Source organism: Serratia sp. Je.1.23.a, from assembly GCF_051129805.1.
In the GTDB taxonomy this organism is placed as follows: domain Bacteria; phylum Pseudomonadota; class Gammaproteobacteria; order Enterobacterales; family Enterobacteriaceae; genus Serratia; species Serratia liquefaciens.
Window position 1 is genome coordinate 788,520 of record NZ_JBCPSR010000002.1, and the last position, 25,056, is coordinate 813,575.

General features: G+C 56.1%; 22 protein-coding genes and 1 riboswitch. Of the genes, 12 read left to right on the forward strand and 10 right to left on the reverse strand.

Translation table 11 applies throughout. The features are described 5' to 3' along the window. The first annotated feature begins 16 nt into the window (after window positions 1-16). Entirely contained in the window at window positions 17-913 is an 897-nt protein-coding gene (locus tag AAZT04_RS11505) for an alpha/beta fold hydrolase (protein ID WP_115058757.1), read from the forward strand. After that, window positions 903-1,811, forward strand: a complete 909-nt coding sequence (locus AAZT04_RS11510) for an alpha/beta hydrolase (protein ID WP_434680107.1) — start codon at window positions 903-905, stop codon at window positions 1,809-1,811. The genes AAZT04_RS11505 and AAZT04_RS11510 overlap by 11 nt, the downstream gene beginning before the upstream one ends. A gap of 52 nt (window positions 1,812-1,863) precedes the next feature. Here AAZT04_RS11510 and AAZT04_RS11515 read toward each other — a convergent pair whose 3' ends face one another. Continuing rightward, a complete protein-coding gene (locus tag AAZT04_RS11515) occupies window positions 1,864-3,297 on the reverse strand; it encodes an NAD-dependent succinate-semialdehyde dehydrogenase (protein ID WP_258089627.1) in 1,434 nt (477 codons plus the stop codon). Between the two features lie 213 nt (window positions 3,298-3,510). On the opposite strand from AAZT04_RS11515, the gene AAZT04_RS11520 reads away from it, so the two are divergent. Both AAZT04_RS11520 and AAZT04_RS11525 read left to right on the forward strand, forming a co-directional pair. After that, entirely contained in the window at window positions 3,511-4,338 is an 828-nt protein-coding gene (locus tag AAZT04_RS11520; RefSeq protein WP_129940646.1) for an AraC family transcriptional regulator, read from the forward strand. A 104-nt stretch (window positions 4,339-4,442) separates the two neighbouring features. Further along, on the forward strand, window positions 4,443-5,408 hold the full coding sequence (locus AAZT04_RS11525) for a DMT family transporter (RefSeq protein WP_020827008.1): 966 nt from the start codon (window positions 4,443-4,445) through the stop codon (window positions 5,406-5,408). 31 nt (window positions 5,409-5,439) lie between these two features. Here the strand turns inward: AAZT04_RS11525 and fusA are convergent, their stop codons facing one another. The 4 genes from fusA to AAZT04_RS11545 all read right to left on the reverse strand — a co-directional run bounded on the left by fusA (window position 5,440) and on the right by AAZT04_RS11545 (window position 11,486). After that, on the reverse strand, window positions 5,440-7,545 hold the full coding sequence (gene fusA, locus AAZT04_RS11530) for an elongation factor G (RefSeq protein ID WP_142815155.1): 2,106 nt from the start codon (window positions 7,543-7,545) through the stop codon (window positions 5,440-5,442). A gap of 272 nt (window positions 7,546-7,817) precedes the next feature. Beyond that, window positions 7,818-8,855, reverse strand: coding sequence for an ABC transporter ATP-binding protein (locus AAZT04_RS11535; protein WP_434680111.1), 1,038 nt, complete (start codon window positions 8,853-8,855; stop codon window positions 7,818-7,820). Next, window positions 8,852-10,435: an ABC transporter permease gene (locus AAZT04_RS11540; RefSeq protein WP_434680113.1), complete on the reverse strand. Its 1,584-nt coding sequence runs from the start codon at window positions 10,433-10,435 to the stop codon at window positions 8,852-8,854. The genes AAZT04_RS11535 and AAZT04_RS11540 overlap by 4 nt, the downstream gene beginning before the upstream one ends. A gap of 34 nt (window positions 10,436-10,469) precedes the next feature. Beyond that, window positions 10,470-11,486 carry an iron ABC transporter substrate-binding protein gene (locus tag AAZT04_RS11545; protein ID WP_046373474.1) on the reverse strand — a complete coding sequence of 339 codons (1,017 nt, stop codon included), beginning with the start codon at window positions 11,484-11,486 and terminating at the stop codon, window positions 10,470-10,472. 516 nt (window positions 11,487-12,002) lie between these two features. Here AAZT04_RS11545 and AAZT04_RS11550 point away from each other — a divergent pair. The 5 genes from AAZT04_RS11550 (at window position 12,003) to AAZT04_RS11570 (ending at window position 17,029) form a co-directional block, all read left to right on the forward strand. Continuing rightward, a complete protein-coding gene (locus AAZT04_RS11550; RefSeq protein WP_434680116.1) occupies window positions 12,003-13,667 on the forward strand; it encodes an ABC transporter substrate-binding protein in 1,665 nt (554 codons plus the stop codon). Between the two features lie 159 nt (window positions 13,668-13,826). Beyond that, window positions 13,827-14,000: riboswitch (M-box (ykoK) riboswitch) on the forward strand. Window positions 14,001-14,072: 72 nt separating this feature from the next. Further along, on the forward strand, window positions 14,073-15,095 hold the full coding sequence (locus tag AAZT04_RS11555; protein WP_434680256.1) for a magnesium transporter: 1,023 nt from the start codon (window positions 14,073-14,075) through the stop codon (window positions 15,093-15,095). A 142-nt stretch (window positions 15,096-15,237) separates the two neighbouring features. Then, a complete protein-coding gene (mgtS, locus tag AAZT04_RS11560) occupies window positions 15,238-15,330 on the forward strand; it encodes a protein MgtS (RefSeq protein WP_020827001.1) in 93 nt (30 codons plus the stop codon). Window positions 15,331-15,440: 110 nt separating this feature from the next. Continuing rightward, entirely contained in the window at window positions 15,441-15,620 is a 180-nt protein-coding gene (locus tag AAZT04_RS11565; protein ID WP_020827000.1) for a hypothetical protein, read from the forward strand. Window positions 15,621-15,646: 26 nt separating this feature from the next. Continuing rightward, on the forward strand, window positions 15,647-17,029 hold the full coding sequence (locus AAZT04_RS11570; protein ID WP_041415406.1) for a cation diffusion facilitator family transporter: 1,383 nt from the start codon (window positions 15,647-15,649) through the stop codon (window positions 17,027-17,029). A 13-nt stretch (window positions 17,030-17,042) separates the two neighbouring features. On the opposite strand, the gene AAZT04_RS11575 is transcribed toward AAZT04_RS11570, so the two are convergent. Further along, window positions 17,043-17,495, reverse strand: a complete 453-nt coding sequence (locus tag AAZT04_RS11575) for a GNAT family N-acetyltransferase (protein WP_116690421.1) — start codon at window positions 17,493-17,495, stop codon at window positions 17,043-17,045. A gap of 45 nt (window positions 17,496-17,540) precedes the next feature. Beyond that, window positions 17,541-19,268 (reverse strand): ABC-F family ATP-binding cassette domain-containing protein, encoded by a 1,728-nt coding sequence (locus tag AAZT04_RS11580; protein WP_392456062.1) that lies wholly within the window; start codon window positions 19,266-19,268, stop codon window positions 17,541-17,543. A 485-nt stretch (window positions 19,269-19,753) separates the two neighbouring features. On the opposite strand from AAZT04_RS11580, the gene AAZT04_RS11585 reads away from it, so the two are divergent. Beyond that, window positions 19,754-22,180 (forward strand): DUF3772 domain-containing protein, encoded by a 2,427-nt coding sequence (locus AAZT04_RS11585; RefSeq protein ID WP_020826996.1) that lies wholly within the window; start codon window positions 19,754-19,756, stop codon window positions 22,178-22,180. 6 nt (window positions 22,181-22,186) lie between these two features. On the opposite strand, the gene AAZT04_RS11590 is transcribed toward AAZT04_RS11585, so the two are convergent. Continuing rightward, entirely contained in the window at window positions 22,187-22,684 is a 498-nt protein-coding gene (locus AAZT04_RS11590) for a DUF2938 domain-containing protein (protein ID WP_434680120.1), read from the reverse strand. 100 nt (window positions 22,685-22,784) lie between these two features. On the opposite strand from AAZT04_RS11590, the gene AAZT04_RS11595 reads away from it, so the two are divergent. Further along, window positions 22,785-23,450: an ArsR/SmtB family transcription factor gene (locus AAZT04_RS11595; RefSeq protein WP_434680122.1), complete on the forward strand. Its 666-nt coding sequence runs from the start codon at window positions 22,785-22,787 to the stop codon at window positions 23,448-23,450. A 21-nt stretch (window positions 23,451-23,471) separates the two neighbouring features. Here AAZT04_RS11595 and AAZT04_RS11600 read toward each other — a convergent pair whose 3' ends face one another. After that, window positions 23,472-23,645: a hypothetical protein gene (locus AAZT04_RS11600; RefSeq protein ID WP_020826993.1), complete on the reverse strand. Its 174-nt coding sequence runs from the start codon at window positions 23,643-23,645 to the stop codon at window positions 23,472-23,474. A 174-nt stretch (window positions 23,646-23,819) separates the two neighbouring features. Here AAZT04_RS11600 and AAZT04_RS11605 point away from each other — a divergent pair, with 174 nt between their 5' ends. Beyond that, the gene (locus AAZT04_RS11605) at window positions 23,820-24,089 is read left to right on the forward strand and encodes a PTS transporter subunit EIIB (protein WP_434680125.1); all 270 of its coding nucleotides are present in this window, start codon (window positions 23,820-23,822) and stop codon (window positions 24,087-24,089) included. Here the strand turns inward: AAZT04_RS11605 and AAZT04_RS11610 are convergent, their stop codons facing one another. Continuing rightward, on the reverse strand, window positions 24,090-25,025 hold the full coding sequence (locus tag AAZT04_RS11610; RefSeq protein WP_046373478.1) for a LysR family transcriptional regulator: 936 nt from the start codon (window positions 25,023-25,025) through the stop codon (window positions 24,090-24,092). Between the last annotated feature and the right edge of the window lie 31 nt (window positions 25,026-25,056).

A 25,056-nucleotide genomic window follows, 5' to 3' on the forward strand; every position in this document is an offset into this window, starting at 1 on the left:
ACGACGGAGAACATCAATGACACTGCAAAATAACGGGTCCATGACCAATGGACCTGAGCCGGAACACGTCTATGCGCGGGTAAAGGGTAACCGCATCCACTGCGTCACGCTGGGCGAAGGGCAGCCGGTATTGCTTATCCCTGGCTGGCCGCAGACCTGGTTTACCTGGCGTCATGTCATGCAAGCGCTGGCGGCGGCCGGTTTTAAAGCGATAGCGGTAGACCCGCCGGGCATCGGCGATTCGGACAAGCCGATCGGGGGATATGACACCGGCAGCGTTGCCGCGACGCTGCACCAGACCATGCTGCAACTGGGGCATGAACGTTACCAACTGATCGGCCATGACATCGGCATGTGGGTTGGCTATGCAATGGCGAGCGACTTCCCGCAGGCGGTGACGGGGCTGGTGCTGACGGAAGCGGTTATTCCCGGCCTGGCACCGGCGCCACCGATTTTTGTCCCGGCAGATCAAAATATTTTCCTGTGGCACTTCATGTTCAACCAACTGGCGGATCTGCCGGAGACGTTGACGCTGGGCCGTGAGAGAGAGTATCTCAGCTATATCTTTAACCGCTGGTCCTATCGCCGGGATCGGGTGGCGGCAGAAACCTATATTGCCGCCTATTCAGCACCGGGAAGCCTGCGGGCCGGTTTTGACTACTACCGCGCCATTCCGGAAACCATCCGCCAAAACCAGCGGCGGGCAGAGACTCGGCTAACCATGCCGGTGATGACCATTGGTGCAGAACATGCTACTGGCGAGGCGCCATTCGTCACGCTGCGTGACAACGCGGTGGATCTGCGAGGAGAAACCGTGGCCGGCTGTGGCCATTTCATCACCGAAGAGTGTCACGAGGAATTTATCGCGTTGGTGATCCCCTTCCTGTCAGGGAGCCAGAACCATGCCGCTTGATCCTCAGATTGCTCGTTTTCTGGCGGAGGCTGCGCAGGCACCGGCGCCTGCATCGCTCAGTGAGATGCGGGATATCGCCCAGGCCGGCTTGTTGGCGCTGCAGGGTGAAGCCGAAGCCAGTGGTGGCGTCCGTGATGGTTGGGTGACCGCTGACGACGGGCGTGCTATCGCCATTCGTGCCTATACGCCGGGAGGAGCGACGCCGGGTGAGCCTCTGCCTGCTATGCTGTATGCCCACGGCGGCGGCTGGTGTCTGGGATCGCTGGCGCTGTATGACCGGCCTTGTCAGGCACTGGCCAATGCCACCGGGCGAGTGATCCTGTCGGTTGATTACCGGTTGGCGCCTGAGTATCCCTATCCACGGCCGCTTGAGGACGTGTATCAGGCCCTGTGCGGCGTGGTGGAAAGGGCCGATGAGTGGGGCGTTGACGTTGCCCGCATGGCGGTAGGCGGCGACAGCGCAGGCGGCAACCTGGCCGCGGCGGTGGCGTTATTGGCCCGAGACCGCAAGGGGCCGCAGATTGAGCATCAGCTGTTGCTGTATCCGGCATTGAGTCGTGCTATGGATACCGCAAGCTATGAGGAGTACGCGCAAGGGTATTATTTGACGCGGGAAGTGATGGCGTTTTGTTGGAACACCTATCTGGGCGAAGCGGACAAGCCGCAGGATCCTTACGCAGAGCCACTGCATGCCCCAAGGTTACAGCGGTTACCCCCGGCGACCATTCTCAGCTGCGAATACGATCCGTTGCGTGATGAAGCCGAGCTTTATGCCAAGCGGTTACAGGAGGCGGGCGTAGCGGTGCGTTGCGAGCGGCTGCCGGGCATGGTGCATGCCTGCATTCACATGCTGGGCTTGACCCCGGCGGCGCGGGTGTTGTTCGACAAGGTTGGCTGATAAAAAATGCCCCGTATGAATGATACGGGGCATATGTACCGGCCTGAGTGGCTTAACGGCCGGCGACGGTGACGAAGCGGGTTTCCAGATAGGATTCGATCGCTTCGCTGCCGCCTTCGGTACCGTGGCCGGAGTCTTTCACCCCGCCAAACGGCGTTTCCGGCAGGCCAAAACCGATATGGTTAATGCTGAGCATGCCGCTTTCCACATCGCGTCCCAGCGCCGTCACCGTGGCGATGCTGCGGCTGTAGGCGTAAGCCGCCAGACCGTATGGCAGGCGGTTAGCCTCGGCAATGGCTTCCTCATAAGTGGTGAACGGACGCAGCAGGGCTACCGGACCAAAAGGTTCTTCAGACATCGCGCGCGCACTCAACGGCACGTCACGTAATACCGTCGGTTCGAAGAAATTGCCGACGCCCGCCACCCGGTGACCGCCGGTCGTGGCTTTAGCACCCTGGGCAATCGCATCCTTCACAAAGGCATCAATGGCTTCTACGCTGCGTTGCAGAACCATCGGGCCCATGGTGACGCCTTCCTCCAGACCATTGCCCAGCTTGATATCACGCACCGCAGCGGTGAATTTTTCAACGAAGGCTTCATAAACGCCTTGCTGGATCAGGAAACGGGTCGGGGCGATGCAGACCTGGCCGGCGTTGCGGAATTTGGCCAACGCCAGCTCTTTGGCGGCAGCGTCGAGATCGGCATCGTCAAAAATCAACACCGGCGCGTGGCCACCCAACTCCATGGTGGCTTTTTTCATGTGCTGGCCGGCCAGTGCCGCCAAATGTTTACCCACGCGGGTGGAGCCGGTGAACGAGATTTTGCGAATGGTCGGATGCGGGATCAGGTACTCGGAGATCTCCGACGGAGTCCCATATACCAGCGCGATAACGCCCGCCGGCACGCCTGCGTCGGCAAAGGCTCTGATCAGCTCCGCCGGTGAGGCCGGAGTTTCTTCCGGGCCTTTGACGATGATCGAACAGCCTGCTGCCAGCGCGGCGGACAGTTTGCGTACGATCTGATTAATCGGGAAGTTCCACGGAGTAAAGGCGGCAACCGGCCCAACCGGCAGCTTGAGGGTCTGCTGCTGCACATCGCGACTGCGGGACGGGATAATCTGGCCGTAGGTGCGGCTGGCTTCGCCGGCAAACCAGTCGATCACGTCCGCCGAATTGAGAATTTCAACCTTGGCCTGCGCCACCGGTTTGCCTTGTTCCTGACTCATGATGGCGGCGATCTTCTCGGCGCGCTCACGCAACAATGCTGCGGCCTTGCGCATCAGGTTTGCACGCTGATAGGCGGAGGTGTCGCGCCAGACTTTAAAACCGCGTTCGGTTGCGTCCAGTGCCAGATCAAGATCGGCTGCGGCGGCATGCGCCACGCTGCCAATCACCTCATCGGTCGCGGGGTTGGTGACCGGCGTGGTTTTGCCGGCGACTGCGTTACGCCATTGTCCGTCGATATAGAGTTGAGTATCTGGATACATTGTTGCCTCTTACTTTCAAGGGGTTAAAAACGGGTTTCCCGTTCTGCGGCGGGATAATCAAGACGCCGGTGCCGGCTTGCTGACGCCGGGCGCTGAGTAAAATACCCTACGCTGAATGAGTACCAGCGTCCAGAGAACCGCGTTACGCACTACTCAAAACCTGCCGCGTTGACTATCATATCGGCACCAGCGAAATAGAAGCAGGGTGGCAAGGTGCAGGGTGTTCCACAACAGTTTCCCTTTGAAAAAGACAGCGCGCAGTTTCGGCATTTGCCGCAGGTGCCGGGCGTTGAGCTTTATCACGCCCATATAGAGCGCTATGTTTTTGAGCCGCACACGCACAATGCCTTCGCCATTGGCACCGTCGATTTTGGCGCTGAACGTTTCCGCTACCGTGGCGCGCAACATTTGGCGGCGCCGGGTTCGTTGGTATTGATGAACCCGGACGAGTTGCACACCGGCGAGGCGGAAACCGCCGGCGGCTGGAATTATCGGATGCTGTATCTGGAGCCGGACACGCTGGAATTGCTGTCGGGTGAGCAGGGGTTCTGGTTTACCGAAGCGGTACGCGAGGATCCATTGGCGGCGCAGCGATTGTCCGCCACCCTGGCCGCGCTGTGGCAAGCCAAAGATCCCTTGACCATCGACGACTTGCTGATGCAGGTCATCGGCATTTTCCGCCCACACATTCAGGCGGCACGCCCGTTGAAGGCAGAGGCGGCGCACCGTTTCGATATCGTCAAAAGCTACCTGCACGATAACTTTGCCTCTGTCATTACGCTGGAGCAGTTAGCGGCGCTGGTTTCGCTCAGCCCATATCATTTTCTGCGTAAATTCAAAGCCCAATATCACGTATCCCCCCAACAGATGCTGATGGCGATCCGTCTGTCACAGGCCAAACTGATGCTGGGGCGCGGTATGCCCGCGGCCCAGGTGGCGGCAGCGGCGGGGTTGACCGATCAGGCGCATTTGACGCGCGCCTTTGCCAATCGTTACGGTGTCACGCCAGTGCGCTACCAGAAACAGGTCACCAACCGCTAAAACAGCAACCTGCTACAATATTTTCCCGCCCGAGTTCGTTAGGCTGACCCCCAAGAATTAATCACGGGTTCGCATTGCTGTTCCCGGTTGTTGATGGAGTCATTATGTTTGTCGGCGTGTTATTTGCCTTGTCTGCCGGACTGATGTGGGGGCTGATTTTTGTCGGCCCGGTGTTAATCCCTGAATACCCGGCGGCACTGCAGTCGACCGGGCGTTATCTGGCCTTTGGGCTGATTGCCTTGCCGTTGGCGTGGTTTGATCGTCATCGTCTGAAAAAGTTACATCGTCACGATTGGCTGGAGGCGTTAAAGCTGACGGCGATTGGCAACCTGCTGTATTACCTGTGCCTGGCGAGTGCCATTCAACGTACTGGCGCGCCGGTTTCTACCATGATTATCGGTACGCTGCCGGTGGTCATTTCGGTGACCGCCAACCTGTTTTACAGCCAGCACGATGGCCGACTTTCCTGGCGTAAACTGACACCGGCGCTGGTGCTGATTGCCTGCGGTCTGGCATTGGTCAACGTTGCCGAACTGCAGGGCAATACGGCCCCGGTTGACGTCTGGCGTTATACCAGCGGCTTGGGCCTGGCGGTGTTGGCGGTGGCGTGCTGGACCTGGTTCCCATTGCGTAATGCCCGCTGGCTGCGGGAGAACCCGGGCCAAAGGTCCGCAACCTGGGCAACGGCTCAGGGGCTGGTGACGCTGCCGCTGGCACTGATCGGTTACGTGGTGGTTTGCGGTCAATTGGCTTTTACCCAGCCGGAGTTTGCGTTGCCTTTCGGACCCAGGCCTGAAGTATTTGTCCCGTTGATGATTGCCATTGGCATGTTGTGTTCGTGGATTGGCGCATTGTGCTGGAATGAGGCGAGTCAGCGCCTGCCGACGGTGTTGGTCGGGCCGCTGATCGTCTTCGAAATTCTGGCGGGGTTGGCTTACACCTTTATGCTGCGCCAGGCCTGGCCACCGCTGCTGACGTTGGGCGGTATTGCCTGCCTGATCGTGGGAGTCGTGTCTGCGATGCGGATTAAGCCACAACCGGTGGTGGTCAGTATTGGGGCCAAGGAGTAACGCCTGCCGCAGAGCGCGGCAGGCGGTAAGTTTACTTTTTGCTGTGGTGAATGATCTCTTCGGCCACGTTGCGCGGCGCTTCGGCGTAGTGGCTGAACTCCATGGTGTAGGTGGCGCGCCCCTGCGACATCGAGCGCAAGGTGGTGGAATAGCCAAACATCTCCGACAGCGGCACCTTGGCATGAATCTCCTTGCCGCCGCCGCCCGGAATATCTTCCATCCCTTGCACCAGTCCGCGGCGTGACGACAGATCGCCCATCACGCTGCCGGCGTAATCTTCCGGCGTTTCTACCTCTACCGACATAATGGGTTCGAGGATCACCGGATCCGCCTGACGGCAGGCCTCTTTAAAACCGAAGATGGCCGCCATACGGAACGCCTGCTCCGAGGAGTCGACGTCGTGGTAAGAGCCAAAGGTCAGGTGCACTTTGACATCGACCACCTGATAGCCAGCCAGCACGCCGTTATTCAAGGCTTCCAGCACGCCTTTTCTCACTGCCGGGATAAATTCGCCCGGGATCACGCCGCCTTTGATTTCATCGAAAAATTCAAAGCCCTTGCCCGGCTCATTGGGTTCCACCGTCAATACCACGTGGCCGTACTGGCCTTTACCGCCGGACTGGCGCACGAACTTGCCTTCCACGTCGGTCACGCGCTTGCGGATAGTTTCGCGGTAGGACACCTGCGGTTTGCCGGTGGTGGTCGCCACGCCAAATTCACGCCGCATGCGGTCGACGATAATTTCCAAATGCAGTTCGCCCATGCCGTAAATAATGGTCTGGCCCGACTCTTCGTCGGTACGCACGCGAAATGATGGATCCTCTGAGGAAAGGCGTTGCAGCGCGATGCCCATCTTCTCCTGATCGGCTTTGGTTTTCGGCTCTATCGCCTGAGCGATGACCGGTTCCGGGAACACCATTTTCTCCAGCGTGATAATCGCGTTGGGATCGCACAGGGTGTCGCCGGTGGTAACATCTTTTAGCCCCACGCAGGCGGCGATGTCACCGGCGTGCAGCTCTTCGACATCTTTACGATCGTTGGCGTGCATTTGCACGATGCGGCCAATACGTTCTTTCTTCCCCTTCACCGGGTTGTATACGCTGCTGCCTTTGGCCAATACGCCGGAATACACTCGCACAAAGGTCAATTGGCCGACGAAGGGATCGGTCATCAGCTTGAATGCCAGCGCCGAGAACTTTTCATCGTCAGACGCGCGGCGGATCACGATATTGTCGCGCTCGTCGTGGCCTTCCATCGGTGGAACGTCAAGCGGCGAGGGCATCAGCTCAATCACCGCGTCCAGCATGCGTTGCACCCCTTTGTTGCGGAATGCGGAACCGCACAGCATCGGCTGAATTTCGCCGGCCACGGTGCGCAGGCGCAGGCCGCGAACGATCTCTTCTTCGCTTAGCGGTACCTGATTAAGGTACTTGTCCATCAGCTCTTCCGAGCCTTCGGCGGCAGCTTCGACCATTTTATCCCGCCATTCCTGTGCCGATTCACGCAGATCCGCCGGGATCTCTTCAAAGCTGAAACTCATCCCCTGGGTCGCTTCGTCCCACAGGATTGCTTTCATGGTTACCAAGTCCACCACGCCGGTGAAGTGGTCTTCAGCACCAATGGGTATGACGATCGGTACCGGATTGGCCTTAAGGCGCTCGATCATCATTTTGCGCACGCGGAAAAAGTCAGCGCCCACGCGGTCCATTTTGTTGACGAACGCCAGCCGCGGCACCTTGTATTTATTGGCCTGGCGCCAGACGGTTTCCGACTGCGGCTGTACGCCACCCACCGAGTCGTAGACCATGACCGCGCCATCGAGCACGCGCATCGAACGTTCGACCTCAATGGTAAAGTCTACGTGCCCGGGGGTGTCGATAATATTGATGCGGTGCTGCGGATAATTATGCTGCATGCCGTTCCAGAAACAGGTCGTCGCCGCCGAAGTAATGGTAATGCCGCGTTCCTGCTCCTGCGCCATCCAGTCCATGGTGGCGGCGCCGTCGTGCACTTCGCCCAGCTTGTGACTGACCCCGGTGTAAAACAGAATCCGCTCGGTGGTGGTGGTTTTGCCGGCATCGATATGCGCCGAGATGCCGATATTGCGGTAGCGTTCGAGGGGGGTAGTACGTGACATAATTAACCTTTCTTAGCCGCATCAAAGAAGGGCGGCTTTAAGCAGCATGAATAATTATGATAATCCTCTGTGGGTTATCTCCGGACGGGTGAATGCTTGCACCGGTCACAAACTAATCGTAGTTGATGAAAGGGTTTTTACTCAACGATGGCTGCGATAGGTTTTATCGTTAAGCGAGTTGAGTGAGACGCCAGGGTACTGCAACGCGAAGGCCAGGTTCGGGGGATACCGATGCCTGTTCTGCAGGCACCGGTTTGACTGAGATGCAGGTATTACCCGGCAAAAATATGTGCCTGACCGATGATATTCAGATTGACCAGAGTACCGGCGCGAAGGCCTTCGCGGCTGACGGTTTTAAGCTCAATCGTGGCGTCGTTGTTGGCCATACGCAAATTCAGGGTGGAGACAAAACCGGCGAAATCGATGTGGGTCACTACCGCCTGGCTGGAGTGTTGCGACTCGGACTGACTGATTTGGATTTGCTCCGGCCGCAGCATGATGCGGGCAGGCCCACGGCGGCTACCGTCGTCCACGGCAATCCGCCCCAACGCGCACTGGGCCCAACCCTGTTCCAGATCGGCGGAGAGCACCAGCGTCTCACCTAAAAATGTGGCGGTGGGTTCGTCGACCGGCCGTAGATAAAGATCCTGCGGCGGCCCAACCTGTGCCAGACGGCCATTGCGCATCACCGCCACCTGATCGGCAAACGACAACGCTTCAGTCTGATCGTGGGTCACCAAAATAGACGCCACTTTGGCTTCGGCCAGCAGCTCTGCCACCGCTTTGCGGGTCGCGGCACGCAAGCCGGTATCCAGCGCGGAGAAGGGTTCATCCAGCAACATCAATTTCGGCTGCTGGGAGAGTGCCCGGGCCAACGCCACGCGTTGCTGTTGCCCACCAGAAAGTTCGTGGGGCCACAGTGCACCCAGGCGACGATCCAGCGCCACCATGTCCATCAGCGCATCTATACGCAGCTGCTTGTCGCGCTTGCTGCCCTTCAGGCCAAAACCGATATTGCCGGCCACGGTGAAGTGCGGAAACAGCGCGCCATCTTGCGGGACAAAACCAATGCCCCGCAGGTGCGCTGGCACCCAGCCGCTGCCATTGTCCATCGAATGGCCCTGCAACATCACCCGACCGCTGTCCGGTATTTCGAAGCCGGCGATGATGCGCAGCAGGGTGGTTTTCCCCGAGCCGGAAGGGCCGACAATCGCGGTGCGGCTGCCCGGGGCAACCTGCAAATCAACATGCTCCAGCACCTTGATCGCGTTATAGGACTTACCGATGCCTTGTAGTTCAAGCGTGCTCATAATCCCGCCGTGCGTTTGGATTGAGAATAAAGAAGCCAGGTCAGTGGCAGCGACAACACCACCATAATCAGCGCGTAAGGGGCCGCCGCCACATAGTCGATCTCGCTGGTCAGCGCCCAGAAAGCGGTAGCTAACGTGCGGGTACCGTTGGGGGCCAGCAGCAGGGTGGCAGTCAATTCGTTGGAGATGGCCAGAAACACCAGTGCCGCACCGGCGGCCGCGCCGGGAGCCGCCAGTCGCAGCGTGGTACTCCACAGCGCCTGCGCCGGGGATCGGCCGAGGCTGCGCGCTACATTTTCCAACTCTACCGGTGCCTGAGCGATGCCCGCACGCAGGTTGATCAAGGCTCGCGGCATAAACATCAGTAAATAGGCCAGCAGCAGGGTAATTTCGGTTTGATAAATTGGGCGGAAGCTGTGAATGGTGATGGTGACCAACGCCAACGCCACGACGATACCGGGCAGCGAGCTGGTGACATAATTGCAGCCTTCCAAAATCCGATACAGTCGTGCCGGATAGCGTACCGAAAGCCAGGCCATTGGGATGGCGCATAAGGTGATCAACAGCGCTCCGCCGGCCGCCAGCGACAGCGTTTGCAGCAGGGCTGGCAGTAGTTCGGCATTGCGCCAGACCTCAAATCCACCCAAGGTCAGCCAGCGGGCCAGCGTGATAAAGGGCACCCCCAGCGCCAGCGCGGTGAGTACCAAGGGCAGTAGCAGGCCGAACAGGGTAGCGGCAGGCCCAAGACGGTAAGCGTTCTGGCTGCGGGCGCTGCCGGAACCGACGCGAGCATAGCGTGCCCGACCTCGACTGCCGGCTTCCAGCAGCAACAGCACCAGGCAGCAAAGCACCAGTACCCCGGCCAGCATATTGGCCGCCGGGCCGTTAAAAGTGGACTGGAACTGATCGAAAATGGCGGTGGTGAAGGTATCAAAGCGGATCATCGCATACAGGCCGTATTCCGCCAGCAAATGCAAAGCGATCAACAGTGAACCGCCCCAAATCGCCAATTTCAGCTGGGGCAATACCACGCGGAAAAACACCGCCAGCGGGCGGGTGCCCAGCGAAGTGGCGACGTCTTCAATACCGGGATCAAGCCGGCGCAGTACTGCGGCCGCCGGCAAGTAAATAAACGGGAAGTAGGCAATGACCGAAATAAAGACCCCTGCGCCCAAGCCATGCATCGAAGGTACCAGGCTTATCCAGGCGTAGCTTTGCACAAAGGCGGGCACCGCCAGCGGTGCGGTTGCTAACAGTGACCAGATACGCCGTCCGGGCAAGGTGGTACGCTCGGTCAACCAGGCCAACGCCACCCCAAGAACGGCACAAATAGGCAGTGTGAAGACCACCAGCAACAGAGTATTAAGCAGCAGTTCGGCCACCCGGGGGCGAAAAACCAGAGCTTTCACCGTCGGCCAACCGGTTTCAAACGCCACGCTAATGACAAACCCCAACGGCAACAGGGCCAGCAGGGAGAGTAAAATGGCGACCGCCACGATAAACAACCCCGGCCGCTGATGGCGTCGGGCTGAAGCGTAACGTGGCGCTGCACCGGCAGCGTTGAAACCTATATTCGACATAGGGTTAAAAGCTCTCTTTACGGACAAGACTGGCTTACAACAAACCGGCTTCGGTCATCAATTCGACGACTTTTTTGCCGTTCAGCGCGGAGGCGTCGACTTTAGGCGCGTCCAGCTCTTTCAGCGGTACCAGTTTCGGGTTGGAGGCTGCGTTAACGCCCACGGCATATTCGAACGCATTGTTGGTACGCAGGATCTCCTGGCCGTTTTTACCGGTGATCCACTTCACGAACGCCTGAGCCTGCTGCTGGTGTTTGCTTGAGGCCAACACGCCACCACCGGAGATGCTGACAAAAGCCCCCGGATCCTGGTGTTTGAAGTAGTAGAGCTTGATATTTTTACTGTTCTCGCCGGTCTTGGCACCGTCGACAAAGGGATAATAGTGATAGATGACACCGCTGTCGATTTGGCCGGCATTCACCGCTTTCATCACGGTGCTGTTGCCTTTGTAAGCGGTGAAGTTGGTTTTCATCGCTTTCAGCCATTCCAGGGTGGCTTTCTCGCCTTTTAGCTCCAGCAAGGCGCTGACGATCGCCTGGAAATCCGCACCTGAAGGTGAGGCAGCCCAGCGGCCTTTCCATTCCTGCTTGGCCAGATCCAGCAGTGATTTCGGCAATTGCGCTTCGGTCAACTTAGCCGGGTTGTAGACGAACACCGTTGAGCGGGCAGCAATGCCTATCCAACGGCCATGCTGTGGACGGTACTGCGGTTCAACCTGGGCCAGGGTAGTGGCGTCCAGGGGCGCAAACAGTTTGGCGTTATCCACCAACACCATCGCCGGGGAGTTTTCCGTCAGAAAAACGTCGGCAGGGGATGCACTCCCTTCTTGCACCAGTTGATTACCCAACTCACTGTCGCCGCCATTACGCAGGGTCACTTTAATGCCGGTGTCTTTAGTAAAACCGTCCACCCAGGATTTCACCAGGTTTTCATGCTGGGCGTTATAAATAACGATACCTTCATCCTGAGATGCGGCATTGGCGGAAAACGCCAGCATCATGGACGACGCCAACAGGGCAATGGGGCCGAGAGAAGTGAAACGCAGCTTCATACAGTCATCCTTTTTATTGAGAGAGTGCAGAGAAGAAAAGCGAATGAATAAGGCCTGACGAATGCCGGGCAGCCCTGATTGTATATAAGAACATTAATAATGATAGTGAAAACGATTCGTATTAATTTATTTTTATAAATTGCTCACTAATTATCTTGTCTTAAGGAAAAATTAAGCTTGAGTATTATTGATTCTTTTATTCGCTAATTCATCAGTATTTATAATGCGTTAATCGATTGGCAGTGCAATGAAACCAATAACCCCGCTGTTTGGCCTGTCATCTCCGCGGTCGGTGCAACTGCCCTCAGAACCACGAGTGACGCAGTTTAATGCATTCAACCATCGCCATTAAGTGTTGGCCGGGTAGCCGTTAACATTGCTTCAGCCCTGGTGAAAAACAGACTCATCAGGATGGCGAGTAGGAGTTTGATAATGAAAGAAATTCATGTTGTTCCACTCCAGTTATTTTGGTTATGAGTCATAGCGTTTAATGATTTAATTTATTCAACTGCTTCGATGAATATAGGCGTCGACAAAACACCAATAAGGGATAGCGACGTGACATATTCATTCAAGCTTAAGGGATTGGCTGGTCTAATCATCTTGTCTTTGCAGGCTGGCGTGGCGGTGCAGGCCGCCGAGGTGCCTGCGGGCGTTCAACTGGCCGCCAAACAGGAGCTGGTGCGGGCCAATGGTTACGAGCCGGCTACGCTGGATCCGAACCTGGCGGAAAGCAACGTGGAATTTTATATCTTCAATGACCTGTTTGAAGGGCTGCTGCGGGTGGGAAAAAATGGCGAGGTGATCCCCGCATTGGCCACCAAGTGGGAAACTAAGGGGACTGTCTGGACCTTCCATCTGCGGCCAGAAGCGAAATGGTCAAATGGCGATCCGGTGACCGCCGATGATTTTGTCTTTAGCTGGCGGCGCTTGACCGATCCCAAAACCGCTTCACCCTACGGCAGCTATCTGGCGTCGGCCTATGTATTGAATGCGGCGGAAATTAACGCCGGTGGCAAACCGCCGAGCGAACTGGGCGTGAAAGCGTTGGATGCCCATACCCTGCAGGTGACGCTGGCTGAACCTAACTCCTATTTGCTTAAACAGCTGGTGCATTTTCCGGTGCTGCCGGTAAATCGGAAAGTGGTGGAGCAATACGGCAAAAACTGGACCCAACCGCAAAACTTCGTCGGTAACGGAGCTTTCAAACTGGCGCAGTGGGTGGTGAATGAAAAAGTGGTCCTAGAGCGAAATACCCAGTATTGGGATAACGCCCACACGGTGCTCAATAAGGTGACATTCCTGCCGCTGCAAGGGTTCCCGGAAGTGGCGCGTTTTCGCGCCGGTGAGATCGAACTGGGTTACAGCGCACCGCCAGAGTTATACCAACAGTTGAAAAAAAACCTGGGCGATGAGCAACTGGTGACTTATCCGCTGCTGTCGACCAGCTACTTTGCCTTTAATAACCGGCAGCCGCCCTTTAACGACGTGCGTGTGCGTCAGGCGCTGAATCTGGCGCTGGATAAACAGGTGATTGCCGGCAAGGTCTTGGGCTATGGTCAACAGCCGGCCTGGACCTTTACCCCAACCGGCGCCGGTGGCTTTACCTTACAGCCTGGCGTGGCGGCGGGGTGGTCGCAAGAGCAACGCATTGCCCAAGCGAAAAAGCTGCTGGCGGAAGCCGGTTTTAACGCGCAGCATCCGTTACGTTTCACTCTGCTGTACAGCAACGACGCCACCATCAAGAAAATTGTGATCGCCGCTAGCGCGATGTGGAAAAAGAACCTGGGAGCAGAGGTCACTTTGAAAAATCAGGAGCGCAAGGTGGTATTGGACAATATCAACAACGGTCAATACAGTGCGGCGTTCAGCCGTTGGTTGGCGGATTACAACGATCCTTCCACTTTCCTGAATGTATTCCGCTCTACCAGCAGCGAGAACTCGGCCAAATATGCCAATGAGCATTACGATCGGCTACTGCACCAGGCTACCGCGGCGCAAAGCCCGGAACAGGTGCAGCAGGCCTTCCAGCAGGCAGAAGATGTGTTGGCGGTGGATACGCCGGTGGCCCCGGTGTACTACGAGGCTAACGCCACGCTGGTCAAACCCTATGTGAAAGGCATCGACTTTACTCGCCAGGGGCCGTTGTACGACAAAAACGTGTATATCCTCGCGCATTGACGGTAAATAATGTGGGTTAGGATTGTTCCGTCCCACATTTTATTATTTTTACCGAAAATGTTTTTTCTAAATGTTTTTTCTAAATGTTTCATCAACGGCAAGTCAGATTTTTGCCCATCGATTAAAAACCCTGCCTATACTGCCCCCCGTAGTTTATATGCAGTATCTCGTTTGGCGAGGCTCCTATACAAACACAGGTTACTGATCTGACGACATCGAGAGATGCCCAAGGTTAAGACAGGCTTTATCGGATTAAGGTTCAGCCCAAAGTAACTTCTGATTAACATATCAGATACGTTGTATAGTGCTAAAACCTGGACGCGGAGATAGGCTTTCTGCACTCCCTCTGTGGTTAACGCCCCTATGCGATTCGCTGTTGAAGTTTAAACAGAAATAGGGACTAACATAATGAAGTCACATCAAAATTACCTCTCACCGGTGCTGGCCCATGCTGAAACTCAAGACGAGTCTTCGATTGCGAGCTATATGAACGCCGATTTTATTACCGTTCCCGGCAATATGACGGTCAACAAAGCCAAGGAATATTTTCTTTCTCAGTTAAAAACGGATGAAATTCCCGCTCAGCTGTTTGTCACTGCTGATGATTATCATCTGCGCGGTACGCTGTCGGTAAAAAAATTATTGCAGTGCGAAGACGATGATAAACCCGTTGGCGTGATGATCAATCACAGCTATTTCCAGGTTTCTCCCGATGACGACCGTAATGACGTCGCCCATTTATTGGGTAAGGGCGGGCTGGACGTAGTACCGGTGGTGGTGAATAAAACGCTGGTGGGCGTGCTGGGCGAAAAAGAAATCGCCCGGCTGATTGAAGACGAAAATACCGAGGATGCGCAACGCCAGGGCGCCAGCCTGCCGCTGGACAAGCCTTATCTCGAAACCAGCCCCTGGGCATTGTGGCGCAAGCGTTCGGTGTGGTTACTGATGCTGTTTGTCGCCGAAGCCTATACCGGCAATGTGTTAAAGGCCTTTGAAGAACAGCTGGAAGCGGCGATAGCACTGGCATTCTTCATTCCGTTGCTGATCGGTACCGGCGGTAACAGCGGTACTCAAATCACTTCTACGTTGGTACGTGCCATGGCGCTGGGAGAGGTCAGCCTGCGTAACCTGGGCGCGGTGATCCGCAAAGAGGTGTCTACCTCGCTGCTGATAGCCGCTACCATCGGCATCGCAGCCTGGGCGCGCGCCTGGATCATGGGCGTGGGTATGGACGTTACTATGGTGGTCAGCCTGTCGCTGGTGGCGATTACCGTCTGGAGCGCCATTGTTTCATCCATTATCCCGATGCTGCTCAAGCGTGTGGGCATTGATCCGGCGGTAGTGTCGGCGCCGTTTATCGCCACCTTTATTGATGGTACCGGGCTGATTATCTACTTCAAAATCGCCCAGCACGTGCTGGGGATATAAAGGGGCTTCCGCTCCGTGTGGTTGCCGGAGCGGAAATTAATTCTCAGCAAACAGGAGGTGCGTAAATATTCATGAATAATGAGATTATCCACTTTTTAATTAAAGAGGCTTTTATCGACAATAATTAATCGAGGACGAAATAATGGGAAACATGATCTTCTTTGTAGGATTCCTGAGCATCATCAGCTCACTGGGCCTGTTCGCCGCCTATATGAGCTCTAAATGGGATGATTAATGAACGCTAAAGATCCGCCTGGATGCATCCTCCCCGAAGTGTTTTATTACGACGGGGAGGATGCGATTAAACTCTGACCGCCTGATGCGGCTTTGTGGAGTATAACGATAATGATTATTTCTATTCTTGGTCTGCTCTATGCCATTTTGATGATTGCCGTGGGTGTGAATGAGATTTATTTTTATTCAACCGGAAAATCAGAATTTCTGTCTAGTTTAATGCTGACATTCTCGGGTAGTATGCTGCTGGTTGCTTTTGCCTGGCAATACTCGACTAAAATAAAGAAATGAATGCCCCTTTGAATGTGAGCCGTAATATGCAAAATGAAAAACAATCCGTTGCCAGAAATTCGATGATAGCCAGCGGGCTATTGGCGACCGGGAAATTTATTGCCGGCATTTTTACCGGCAGTATTGGTCTTATTTCTGAAGGGATCCACTCTTTCACCGATTTTATTGCCACCAGTATTACCTGGCTGGCGGTGCGCATCAGCGACAAACCCGCTGATGACGACCATCATTTTGGTCATGGCAAGGTCGAAAATCTGGCCGCGCTGTTTGAAGTACTGTTGCTGTTGGGGGCTGCCGGCTGGATTGTTTACGAGGCCGGCAAAAGCCTGCTCGGGGAGGCGCATGAAATTGTCGCTGCCCCTGTGGTCATTGCGGTGCTGTTGATCTCGATTGTGGTCGATTTTTTCCGCGTCAGGGCGCTGAATCGCGTGGCAAAGGCCACGGACAGTGCGGCGTTGGAGGCCGATGCGCTGCATTTCTTCTCAGATATGTTGGCTTCCGCCGTGGTGCTGTTGGGCATGGTGTTCGTCATGCTCGGCTTCAATCGTGCAGACGCCATCGCGGCGTTGATCGTAGCCTGTTTTATTGTGGTCGCGGCGGTGAAACTGGGGAAACGTTCATTCGATTCGCTGATGGATACCGCGCCTGCCGGTGCCAAGGAAGAAATCGATGCCTTGCTCCAGAGTTTCCCCGCAATACTGGCCACCGAGAATATTCGCATCCGCAACGCCGGTGCCATGTTGTTCATTGAGGTCACCGTCGCCGTGTGTCGCACCTTGCCGCTGGAGCGTATCAACGCGCTGAAAAAGTCGATTGCCGAACGTCTGGAACGGCAATATGCCAATGCCGAGGCCACGGTGATTGCCAACCCGCAAACCCGCAGCGACGAAGACATGGCGACCCGTATCCGGGTGATCGCCGCCAACCACGGGGCGGTGGTGCAAAATTTGGCCCTGCAACAGCTGCCGGAACGCATGTCGATCAGTCTGGATCTGGCCGTACCTGCCAGCGCCAGCGTGGCCCAGGCTCACGATATCGCCAGTGAGATTGAAACCTTGCTGCGCGAGGCGATTGGCGAGGAGACTGAAATTGAAACTCATCTTGAACCGCAGACGCACCACTGGATAGCCAGTGAAGATGTTGCACCGGAAGAGCTGGCGCACATTCGTCAGATCCTGCATGTGGCGGTAGAGAACGGTGAAATGGTGCAGGACGTGCATAACATTCGCGCACGCAAAACCGCGAACGGCATTATCGTCAACTTTCACTGCCGGGTTTCCCCGGCGGCCTCTATTGTGTCCGCGCATGCTGCGGTAGACAGCATCGAACGCCAGTTACGCGCACTTTATCCCAGCATATCGCGGGCAGTAGGGCACGTGGAGCCGATTAAGCCTAAACCCGGCATCTAGTTTCTGGTGCTTATCACTGGGCGCTGCCGACGGAAAATGACAGCGCCCAGTGAGGTCGGATCCCCGGTTTTTCAACCCAGGCCCGGTAAGCCGTCGCTGGTACCACCGACAGCCAAAAGGCGAGGCCGCCCGGATTGTCTGCCAGCACCGACAGCTGCCAACGACCGGGATGCAGGGCAAACAGTGCCTGCACGGCACTTTTACCTATGCCGTATTTTCGCCAGGGTTTGGCGACATAAAACTCCGCCATCTCCATAGTAGTAGCTGGCAGCAGCGTTCTGACCAAGGCAAATCCCACCGGTTGTGCCTGGTTTACTATCAGATACGGGTACCTGCCGTTTTCATGCCAATAGCGAGCCAGGTGTGGATAGTCAGTATCCGCAGCCAGCTCCCGCAAATAGTTGGGCAGCATCGCCGCCAGCAAGGGTTGCTCCTCACGGGTTGCCAACCTGAGATGAATATTCATACCACCTCCCTACGAAAAAGGCCGCCCGCAGGCGGCCTGTACAGGTTAGTCCAGATTTAACTGTGCGGTAATGGTCGCGATTTCACTTCGCCATTGCTGCTGCAGCTGCACTTTTTGATGCTTGGGTTTACGCGCCAGATCTTCTTGCAGTTTGCTTTCCAGTTCAAACAGCGCGGCCAACAGTCGCTCCTCGTCTGCATGCTGCAATTCGCGACTGGCAGGCTGCTGGGACGAGGTGGTCATTGGCGCAACCTCCGTCGCTTGTGCCAATCGGTGGTAGACCGGCTCCAGAACCTGCCACTCTTCCAGCCTTTGCTGGTCAATCAACCAGAAGCGGTTACAGCTATTTTCGATCAGCATTCGGTCGTGGGTGACAAGCATCACTGCGCCTTCAAACTGACGCAGGGTCTCGGCCAGCTCTTCTTTGCCTTCCATATCCAGGTGGTTGGTCGGCTCGTCGAGCAATAACAGAGAGTAGTTGGCCAGCGTCAGCCCAACAAACAGCAGGCGCGAACGCTCGCCGCCGCTCAGGGTGCTGATGCGTTGCTGATGACGCAGGTAAGGGAACCCGGCACCAATCAGCGCCATTTTCCGCTGTTCCTCGGTCAGCGGCGCGAAATGCGACAACGCCTCGCTCAGCGTATCCTCGTCACGCAGTTGCTGCAGGCTCTGATCGTAATAGCCGATACGGACTCGCGGGTGGAACACGGCTTCCCGTTGGTTTGGGTCTTGGTATTCGCGCCACAGATGATGTAGCAACGAAGATTTGCCGCAGCCGTTACGCCCGACGATGGCGATGCGATCCCCGCTTTTAACCCGCAACGATGCAAGCCTGAACAGAACCGGAGCCTCCGCCGCCGGGCGCACGTCCAGTTGCGGCAGGGCCAGCAGGCGATCGGCATCCAGCGCCTCGCCCTTTAACCTGAGCCGCCATTGGCTGCCTGCGCTTAACGTGGTTTGCTCTTCTTTCAGCCGATCAACGCGTTTTTCCATTTGCTTGGCCTTGCGAGCCAGGTCTTCGTTATCGTAAACCCGACCCCACACGGCCAGCCGCTGGGCGCTTTTCGCCACCCGGTCGATCTCTTTCTGCTCCGCCTGACGGCGGTGTGCGTCTGCTTCATCCTGTTCCTCCAGTGCCTTGCGTGCGGCGGTACAGGGCAGGCGGAAAAACTGCAGAGTTTTATCGCGCAGGATCCAGGTGCAGTTGGTGACCTGATCCAGCAAATGCCGATCGTGAGATACCAGCACGAAGCTGCCGGACCAGTTTTGCAGAAACTGCTCCAGCCACAGCAGGGTCGGCAGGTCCAGGTGATTGCTCGGCTCATCCAGCAGCAGCAGGTCGGGTTGGCGAATCAACGCGCGCGCCAACAGCAAGCGAGTATGCTGGCCGCCGCTCAGTGTGCCCGCAGTCAGTGTCCATGACGTTGGCGCAAAGCCCAGGCTGCTTAGCAGCACTTCGCCTTGCCAGCTTTCACTGACGCGTTGGTTTTCCGGTAGTCGCGCCATGACCGCATCCAGCAGGCTGCAGTCGTGCAGAGCTTCGGGCAGGTGCTGTTCCACCCGCGCCATCAAGCACTGGTGGGCAGGGGTTACGCTGCCGGCGCTGGCGGGCAGATCGCCACTGAGGATTTTAAGCAGGGTGCTTTTACCGCAGCCGTTGTGGCCGATTAAACCGATGCGATCGCCTTTTTTCAGGCTAAAGGAAACCTCAACCAGCAGAGGGCCGAAATTGTTGTCGTAGCCGACAGATAATGCAGAAAGTAATGTGCTCATTGCTTACTCAAGAGTTACAGGCATGCGTATGCCTATCGTCAAACATCGCTGACGACAACCCGGTAAGCCGGAGGGAAGGGACTCAAATGTTAGTAAGCTTCGCTCAAGCCTGGGTTATCGCAGCACGATACCGGTAATGCTTGAGCAGCGGCAATTACTATAGAAGTGTGAGTAAAAAAACAATTCACACATCGGCATAGTAATCCTCCTTTTATAACGTAGGTTAATGAATGAGCTGAGTATAGGGGGCTTTGGCAGGTTGCGCTAGTGTAAATTCGCAGCGTTATCAGTGCGGTAAGCGGTGAATCTTCATTGTTTTTAGTGACGTTGTCACCATGAGAATCGTGCTGAATGGGAGTAATACTGATATTTAAGCGGAGATTAAGCAGTTATCATAATCTCAGTTTATGATTAGCCAGGCGGGTCGGTGACTACCGGCCCGCCTGTTTCGTTTGTCTATCATGTAAAGGCTGAGCCCCGAATTTATGTTAAAGCCCCGTCAAATTATTCTTTTCCTGTTCCTGCTGTTTGGCTTGCAGTTGGCGCCGCTGACCAGCGTTGCCGCACAGGATGACAGCCCGGTAGCCGAAAGCCAGCCGGACCCTGCGACCGCCCTGAAAAACTACCAGAAGCAGTTGGACAGCATCAAACAGCAGGTTTCCAAAGCCAGTAACGATACCCAGCTCAGTAAGCTAAAATTGACCACTGACGATCTGGCCGCCAAGCTGGAAAAGCTGGCGGCCGACTTGCAACCGGCGCAAGAGAAGCTGCAGGCGCAACTGGACGTGTTGGGGCCGCAACCGGCGGCAGGTGCGTTGGCGGAAAACGCGGCAGTGGTACAACAGCGCAATGCCTTGAATAACAGCAAGAAGCAGCTCGACGAAGCGGTTCAACGCGCACAGGCGATGAGAGCTGGCGTGCTCGATCTGGGGCAACAAATCAGTGACTTACGTCGCGTCGCGTTCAAAAGTCAGTTGGCGTTGAACACCGGTAGCGTGTTGGGCACCAAATTTTGGACGCCGGTGATAAAGCCTGCCGATGACGACGTGCAGCGCCTGGATCAGTTCAACGCCGCAATGAAACAAACCTGGGACGCCAGTTGGCAGGAAGATTCACGTTACGGCACCCTGGGTCTGTTGGTATTGGCGGTGGTTATCTGGTCGTGGGGGCGCTATTTTTCCGAGCGTTTCCTGGCGTGGGTGAGCATCCGTTATCTTCCGGACGGGCGTTTGCGCCGCAGTTTTATGGCAATCATGACCGTCACCGTCACGGTTGTTACTACCAGCATTGCGTTGAACCTGCTGTTCCTCACCTTCACACGCGTACAACCCTTACCGGTGATGCTGGAGGATTTCGCCGGGAGTTTTTATCAGTTAGGGATTTTCTGCGCGCTGATTGCCGGACTGGGGCGCGCAACGCTGTCACTTAATCGCCCTTCGTGGCGCCTTGGCACCCTGGATAATGCCGTTGCCTCAGGTCTGCGCTATTTCTCGCCGCTGTTGGCCGGGCTGGCATTGGCATTTGGTACGGTAGAACTTATTAATAATGCCGTCAGCGCCAGTTTGAGTACCACCATTTTTGGTAACGGCCTGGTTGCCGGCTTGATTGGCATGGTGTTGCTGGCGATGCCACTGCGTTCTCAGCGTATCCGCCGTCAGTTGGAGCAGCAGGGCGAACACGTAGAGAAGCGCTCCACCATCAGTGGGCTTTTGCATATGAGCACCCTGGTGTGTTCAAGCGTGATCTTGCTTTCGCTGCTGATAGGGTATATCGCTTTTGCCCGTTTCCTGACCTATCAGGTGATTTGGATCGCGCTGGTGTTAATGACGTTCTATTTCCTGGTGCTGTTCGCCACTGACCTGTGCGCGGCAATCTTCTCGCCGCAAACCGCCAGCGGCAAGATGCTGAAGAAGTCGCTTAATTTTAAGGATCGCCACCTGGAGCAGATGGCGATCATCTTCACCGCCATCGCCAAGTGCTCGCTGCTGTTGTTGATGATTGTCTCGTTGTTTAACGGCTCGTTTGGCACCACGACGCCCAACTCGCTGTTGGAAAAGATCATCGCCATTCTTAGCGGCGAAGGGCTGAAACAACTGAACATTGTGCCCGGCAACCTGATCAATGCGGTGATTTGCCTGGCCATTGGCATCTATATTCTGCGAGTTACCCAGCGCTGGTTAAGCCAGGAACTGCTGCCAAAAACCATTGCAGACATCGGTATTCGTGCATCGCTGGTGACGTTGTTCAGCAACGTGGGCTACGTGCTGTTGATCCTGATTACCCTGGCGGCGCTGGGCATTCAGTGGAACAACCTGGCCTGGATCGTCAGTGCCTTGTCGGTGGGTATCGGTTTTGGTTTGCAGGAAATCGTGAAGAACTTTATTTCCGGTTTGATTCTGTTGACCGAACGCCCGGTGAAAGTCGGCGATATGATCGGTATCGGCGGCGTTGAGGGGGACGTGCGTCGTATCAATGTGCGCGCCACCGAGATCCAGCTTAGCGACCGCTCGACGATGATCGTACCTAACTCTCAACTTATCTCGCAAAACGTGCGTAATGCCACCATGGGCAATGCGCAGGGGGTGGTAACTATTGCGCTGACCTTCCCGACGGATATCGATCCGGAGCAGGTTCGCAACATCCTGCTGAGCGCTTATCAGGAATATGAAGCCATTCTGGATGCCCCGGCGCCCTATGTGCGCTTCAGCCAGCTCGGCCCGGACGGCATTATCCTCAGCGTGACCGGTTATGTCGCCAGCCCGCGCATGGTCGGTTCAACCAAGAGCGAACTGTTGTTCAATATTCTCAAATTGCTGCGGGCACACCGTGTCAACATGTCGAGCCCGCAGGAAGTGGTGTTTATGAAACAGCAGGCGAAAAATCTGGCCAACGAAGAAGAACAATCTTCGTAGCTGGGATTACCACAGCCCGGCGCAAAGGACAGCGCTGAGATAAAGGCCTACGCCGAACACGGCGTGGGCCATCAGGCTGCGCAACCGTGCCACCGGCGGATTAGGTGTTTTGCTGGCTGCGATACCGGCACCCATACCGGGCTGCATCAGTAAAAACGGGGCGCAGACGCTGACCACGCCAAACGCCAGCGCCGGTAACAGCGTAGGGTGACGCAGCCAGTTTTGCCCGCCCAGAACCAGCAGCAAGGCGGCGAAAACTATCCCTATGGCGTAATGGGCCCCCCAGCCGATCGGCTTTTCGAAGCGTACCTGGGTTGCCTGTCCGATGTTTTCATGCCTAAAGCGGCCACGTGGAAAATGTCCGATCCAGCGGCCCACCATCGCGTAGTTTAGCGAGGGGATGCCAAACACTCGCTTGAGTAACCCAGCCCAAAGATCCATAACCAGCGTGGCTCCGGTGCCGAGAGTCAACGATGCCACGATAAACTCCATTTCGTTATTCACTGCCCATTCTCCTTATTGTTGGGGATGGTCGATTATTCATGGGGTTTTTGATACACTATCATTCAATTGATTTATTGAATGATGGAAGAGGGCGGATGGAATGTCAACCAAGGATAACGATCCTCAACCGCAGCTGTTTGCCGAGTTGGCGGAATTGGCACGCAGCCTGGGGAACGCGCATCGGCTGATGTTGTTGGAGCATATTGCCCAGGGTGAGCGAGCGGTGGAACGGCTGGCGGCACTTGCCGGGCTGACGATCGCCAATGCTTCGCAGCACCTGCAACACTTGAAACGCAGCGGGTTTGTGCAGAGCCGTCGTGATGGCAAACAGGTGCTATATCGCCTCGGCGACGGCCCGGTGCTCAACCTGTTGGCGGCACTGCGTCAGTTTGCGGAACATAACCGAGCGGAAATCCGCGCGCTGGTAACGGACAGCCTGCAGGAACCTGAGGCGTTAGAGGCCATTTCGCGTGAAGAGCTGCTGTCGCGGATAGAGGAAAACGGCGTAATTCTGCTCGACGTACGCCCGCATGAAGAGTATGCGCTGGGGCATTTGCCGGGCGCATTGAACATTCCGTTGGAAGAGCTTGAGCGTCGATTGGCCGAGTTACCCGAAGGCCGTGAAGTGGTCGCCTATTGCCGCGGCCCTTACTGCGTGCTTTCGGTTAACGCCGTTGCTGCGCTGCGCGCCAAAGGTCGCGAGGCCCGCAGGCTGGAAGACGGATTTCCTGACTGGAAAGCGGCGGGCCTGCGTATAGAGATCTGATCGCGGCCCGCATGGCTTGCGTTAGTGCATCGCCGGTACCACGGACTGAGAGCAGTCGCTGTTGGCGCTGGCGGAGGAATTATTGCAGGTTTGTGGATCATTATGCACCGGCGGTGGCGGCACATCCTGTGGGCCGCCCCGGCCAAGGCAGCCGGAAAGCATCAGCATCAAAAACAGGGGAATTATCGCTTTCATCTCAATTACCTCCTATCTGTACACTCCGTTAAGTATATGCCTTGTAACAGATTGGGGGCGCCGAATGATGCGTTATAGATAGGGTCTATATTGCACCGGGTGAAACCAATTTCACTTCGGCCTGCCGCCGGCTCTATGCTGTTGTTGCATAGGCAATCTTTTTCTGGAGGCACAATGGAAACACATCAGCTTGCGGCGTCGGTGCTGGCCGCCTTTGGCGGAGCGGAAAACCTGACCAAAATACGCTACTGCGCCAGCCGTATCAGGGTGGAACTGCGCGATGCCGGGCGGCTGGATCGACCGGGCATCGATGGCCTGAACGGTGTTAAAGCGCTGTTGGAGGTCGACACTCCACGTCTGACTACCGAATATCAGCTGGTGGTGGGGCCGGGCAATGCCCGACCGCTGTACCAGGCTCTGGTGGCGCTGACCGGCGAGAAATAACTACGACAACAGCGGGCGGATCTGTTCCAGGTGCTGCTGCATTAGTGTTTGCATCTGCACCACATGCGGGGCATCCGCCTTTTCGCGCATCAGATAGATACCGACGGTGCAACGTGGTCCCGGCTGGATCAGCTGCAGGGGTTCAATGCCGTAATCCGCAAAATAACCCGCCATACAGGAGGGATAGCTCAGCAGTACCGCATCGGAATCGTTGATCATGTCTACAGCCGACATCATGGAATTGGTCGAACAAATTACCCGCTCCGCCAGATGCAGGCGGTTTCGCGCCAGCTTTTTCGGCTGCATATCTTCCACCATATGATGATAACGACTTTCATCCGGGGTCAGCTCAACGCAGGGGTAGTCCAGTAGCGCATCCGGGCCCACCGTTTGTCCCAGCAGCGGGTGTCCGCGCCGCACGAACATACTGTCGGTGGTGCCAAACAGCGGCAGAAAGCTGATGCCTGCTTTAGGGTTCAGCCCCTGAATTTCATGGCCGATAAACAAGTCGATATCCCCGCCCAATAACAGGTCCATCAGGCGCAGGTGGTTGCCCAGATCGATATGGATATTCACCAGCGGATGCAGCTTGCGGTAGGCATTGAAGCTGTCGCGTACAAACATATACCACCAGGCATGACCCGTGCCCATACGCAGGCTCTGCTCCTGACGTGCTTTGATAAATGCCAGTTTGATCAGCGTGTTGTCGTAGATACGCTGCATCATCTGCGCCTGCTCCAACAGCAGATCGCCGTACTCGGTGGTTTTCACCCCGGTTGAGGTTCGCTCCAGCAGCTGTACCCCGAGGTTCTCTTCCAGTTTCTTCATGTTGTGGGTCAGCGTCGGCTGGCTCAGGCAAAGTTTGTTTGCTGCATGACTCACATTTTTGAACATCGCCACTTCGATAAACTGCCGCAGAATTTTGTCCACGATCATATTTTCCACTGGTGGTATAGAAAGTTTCTAT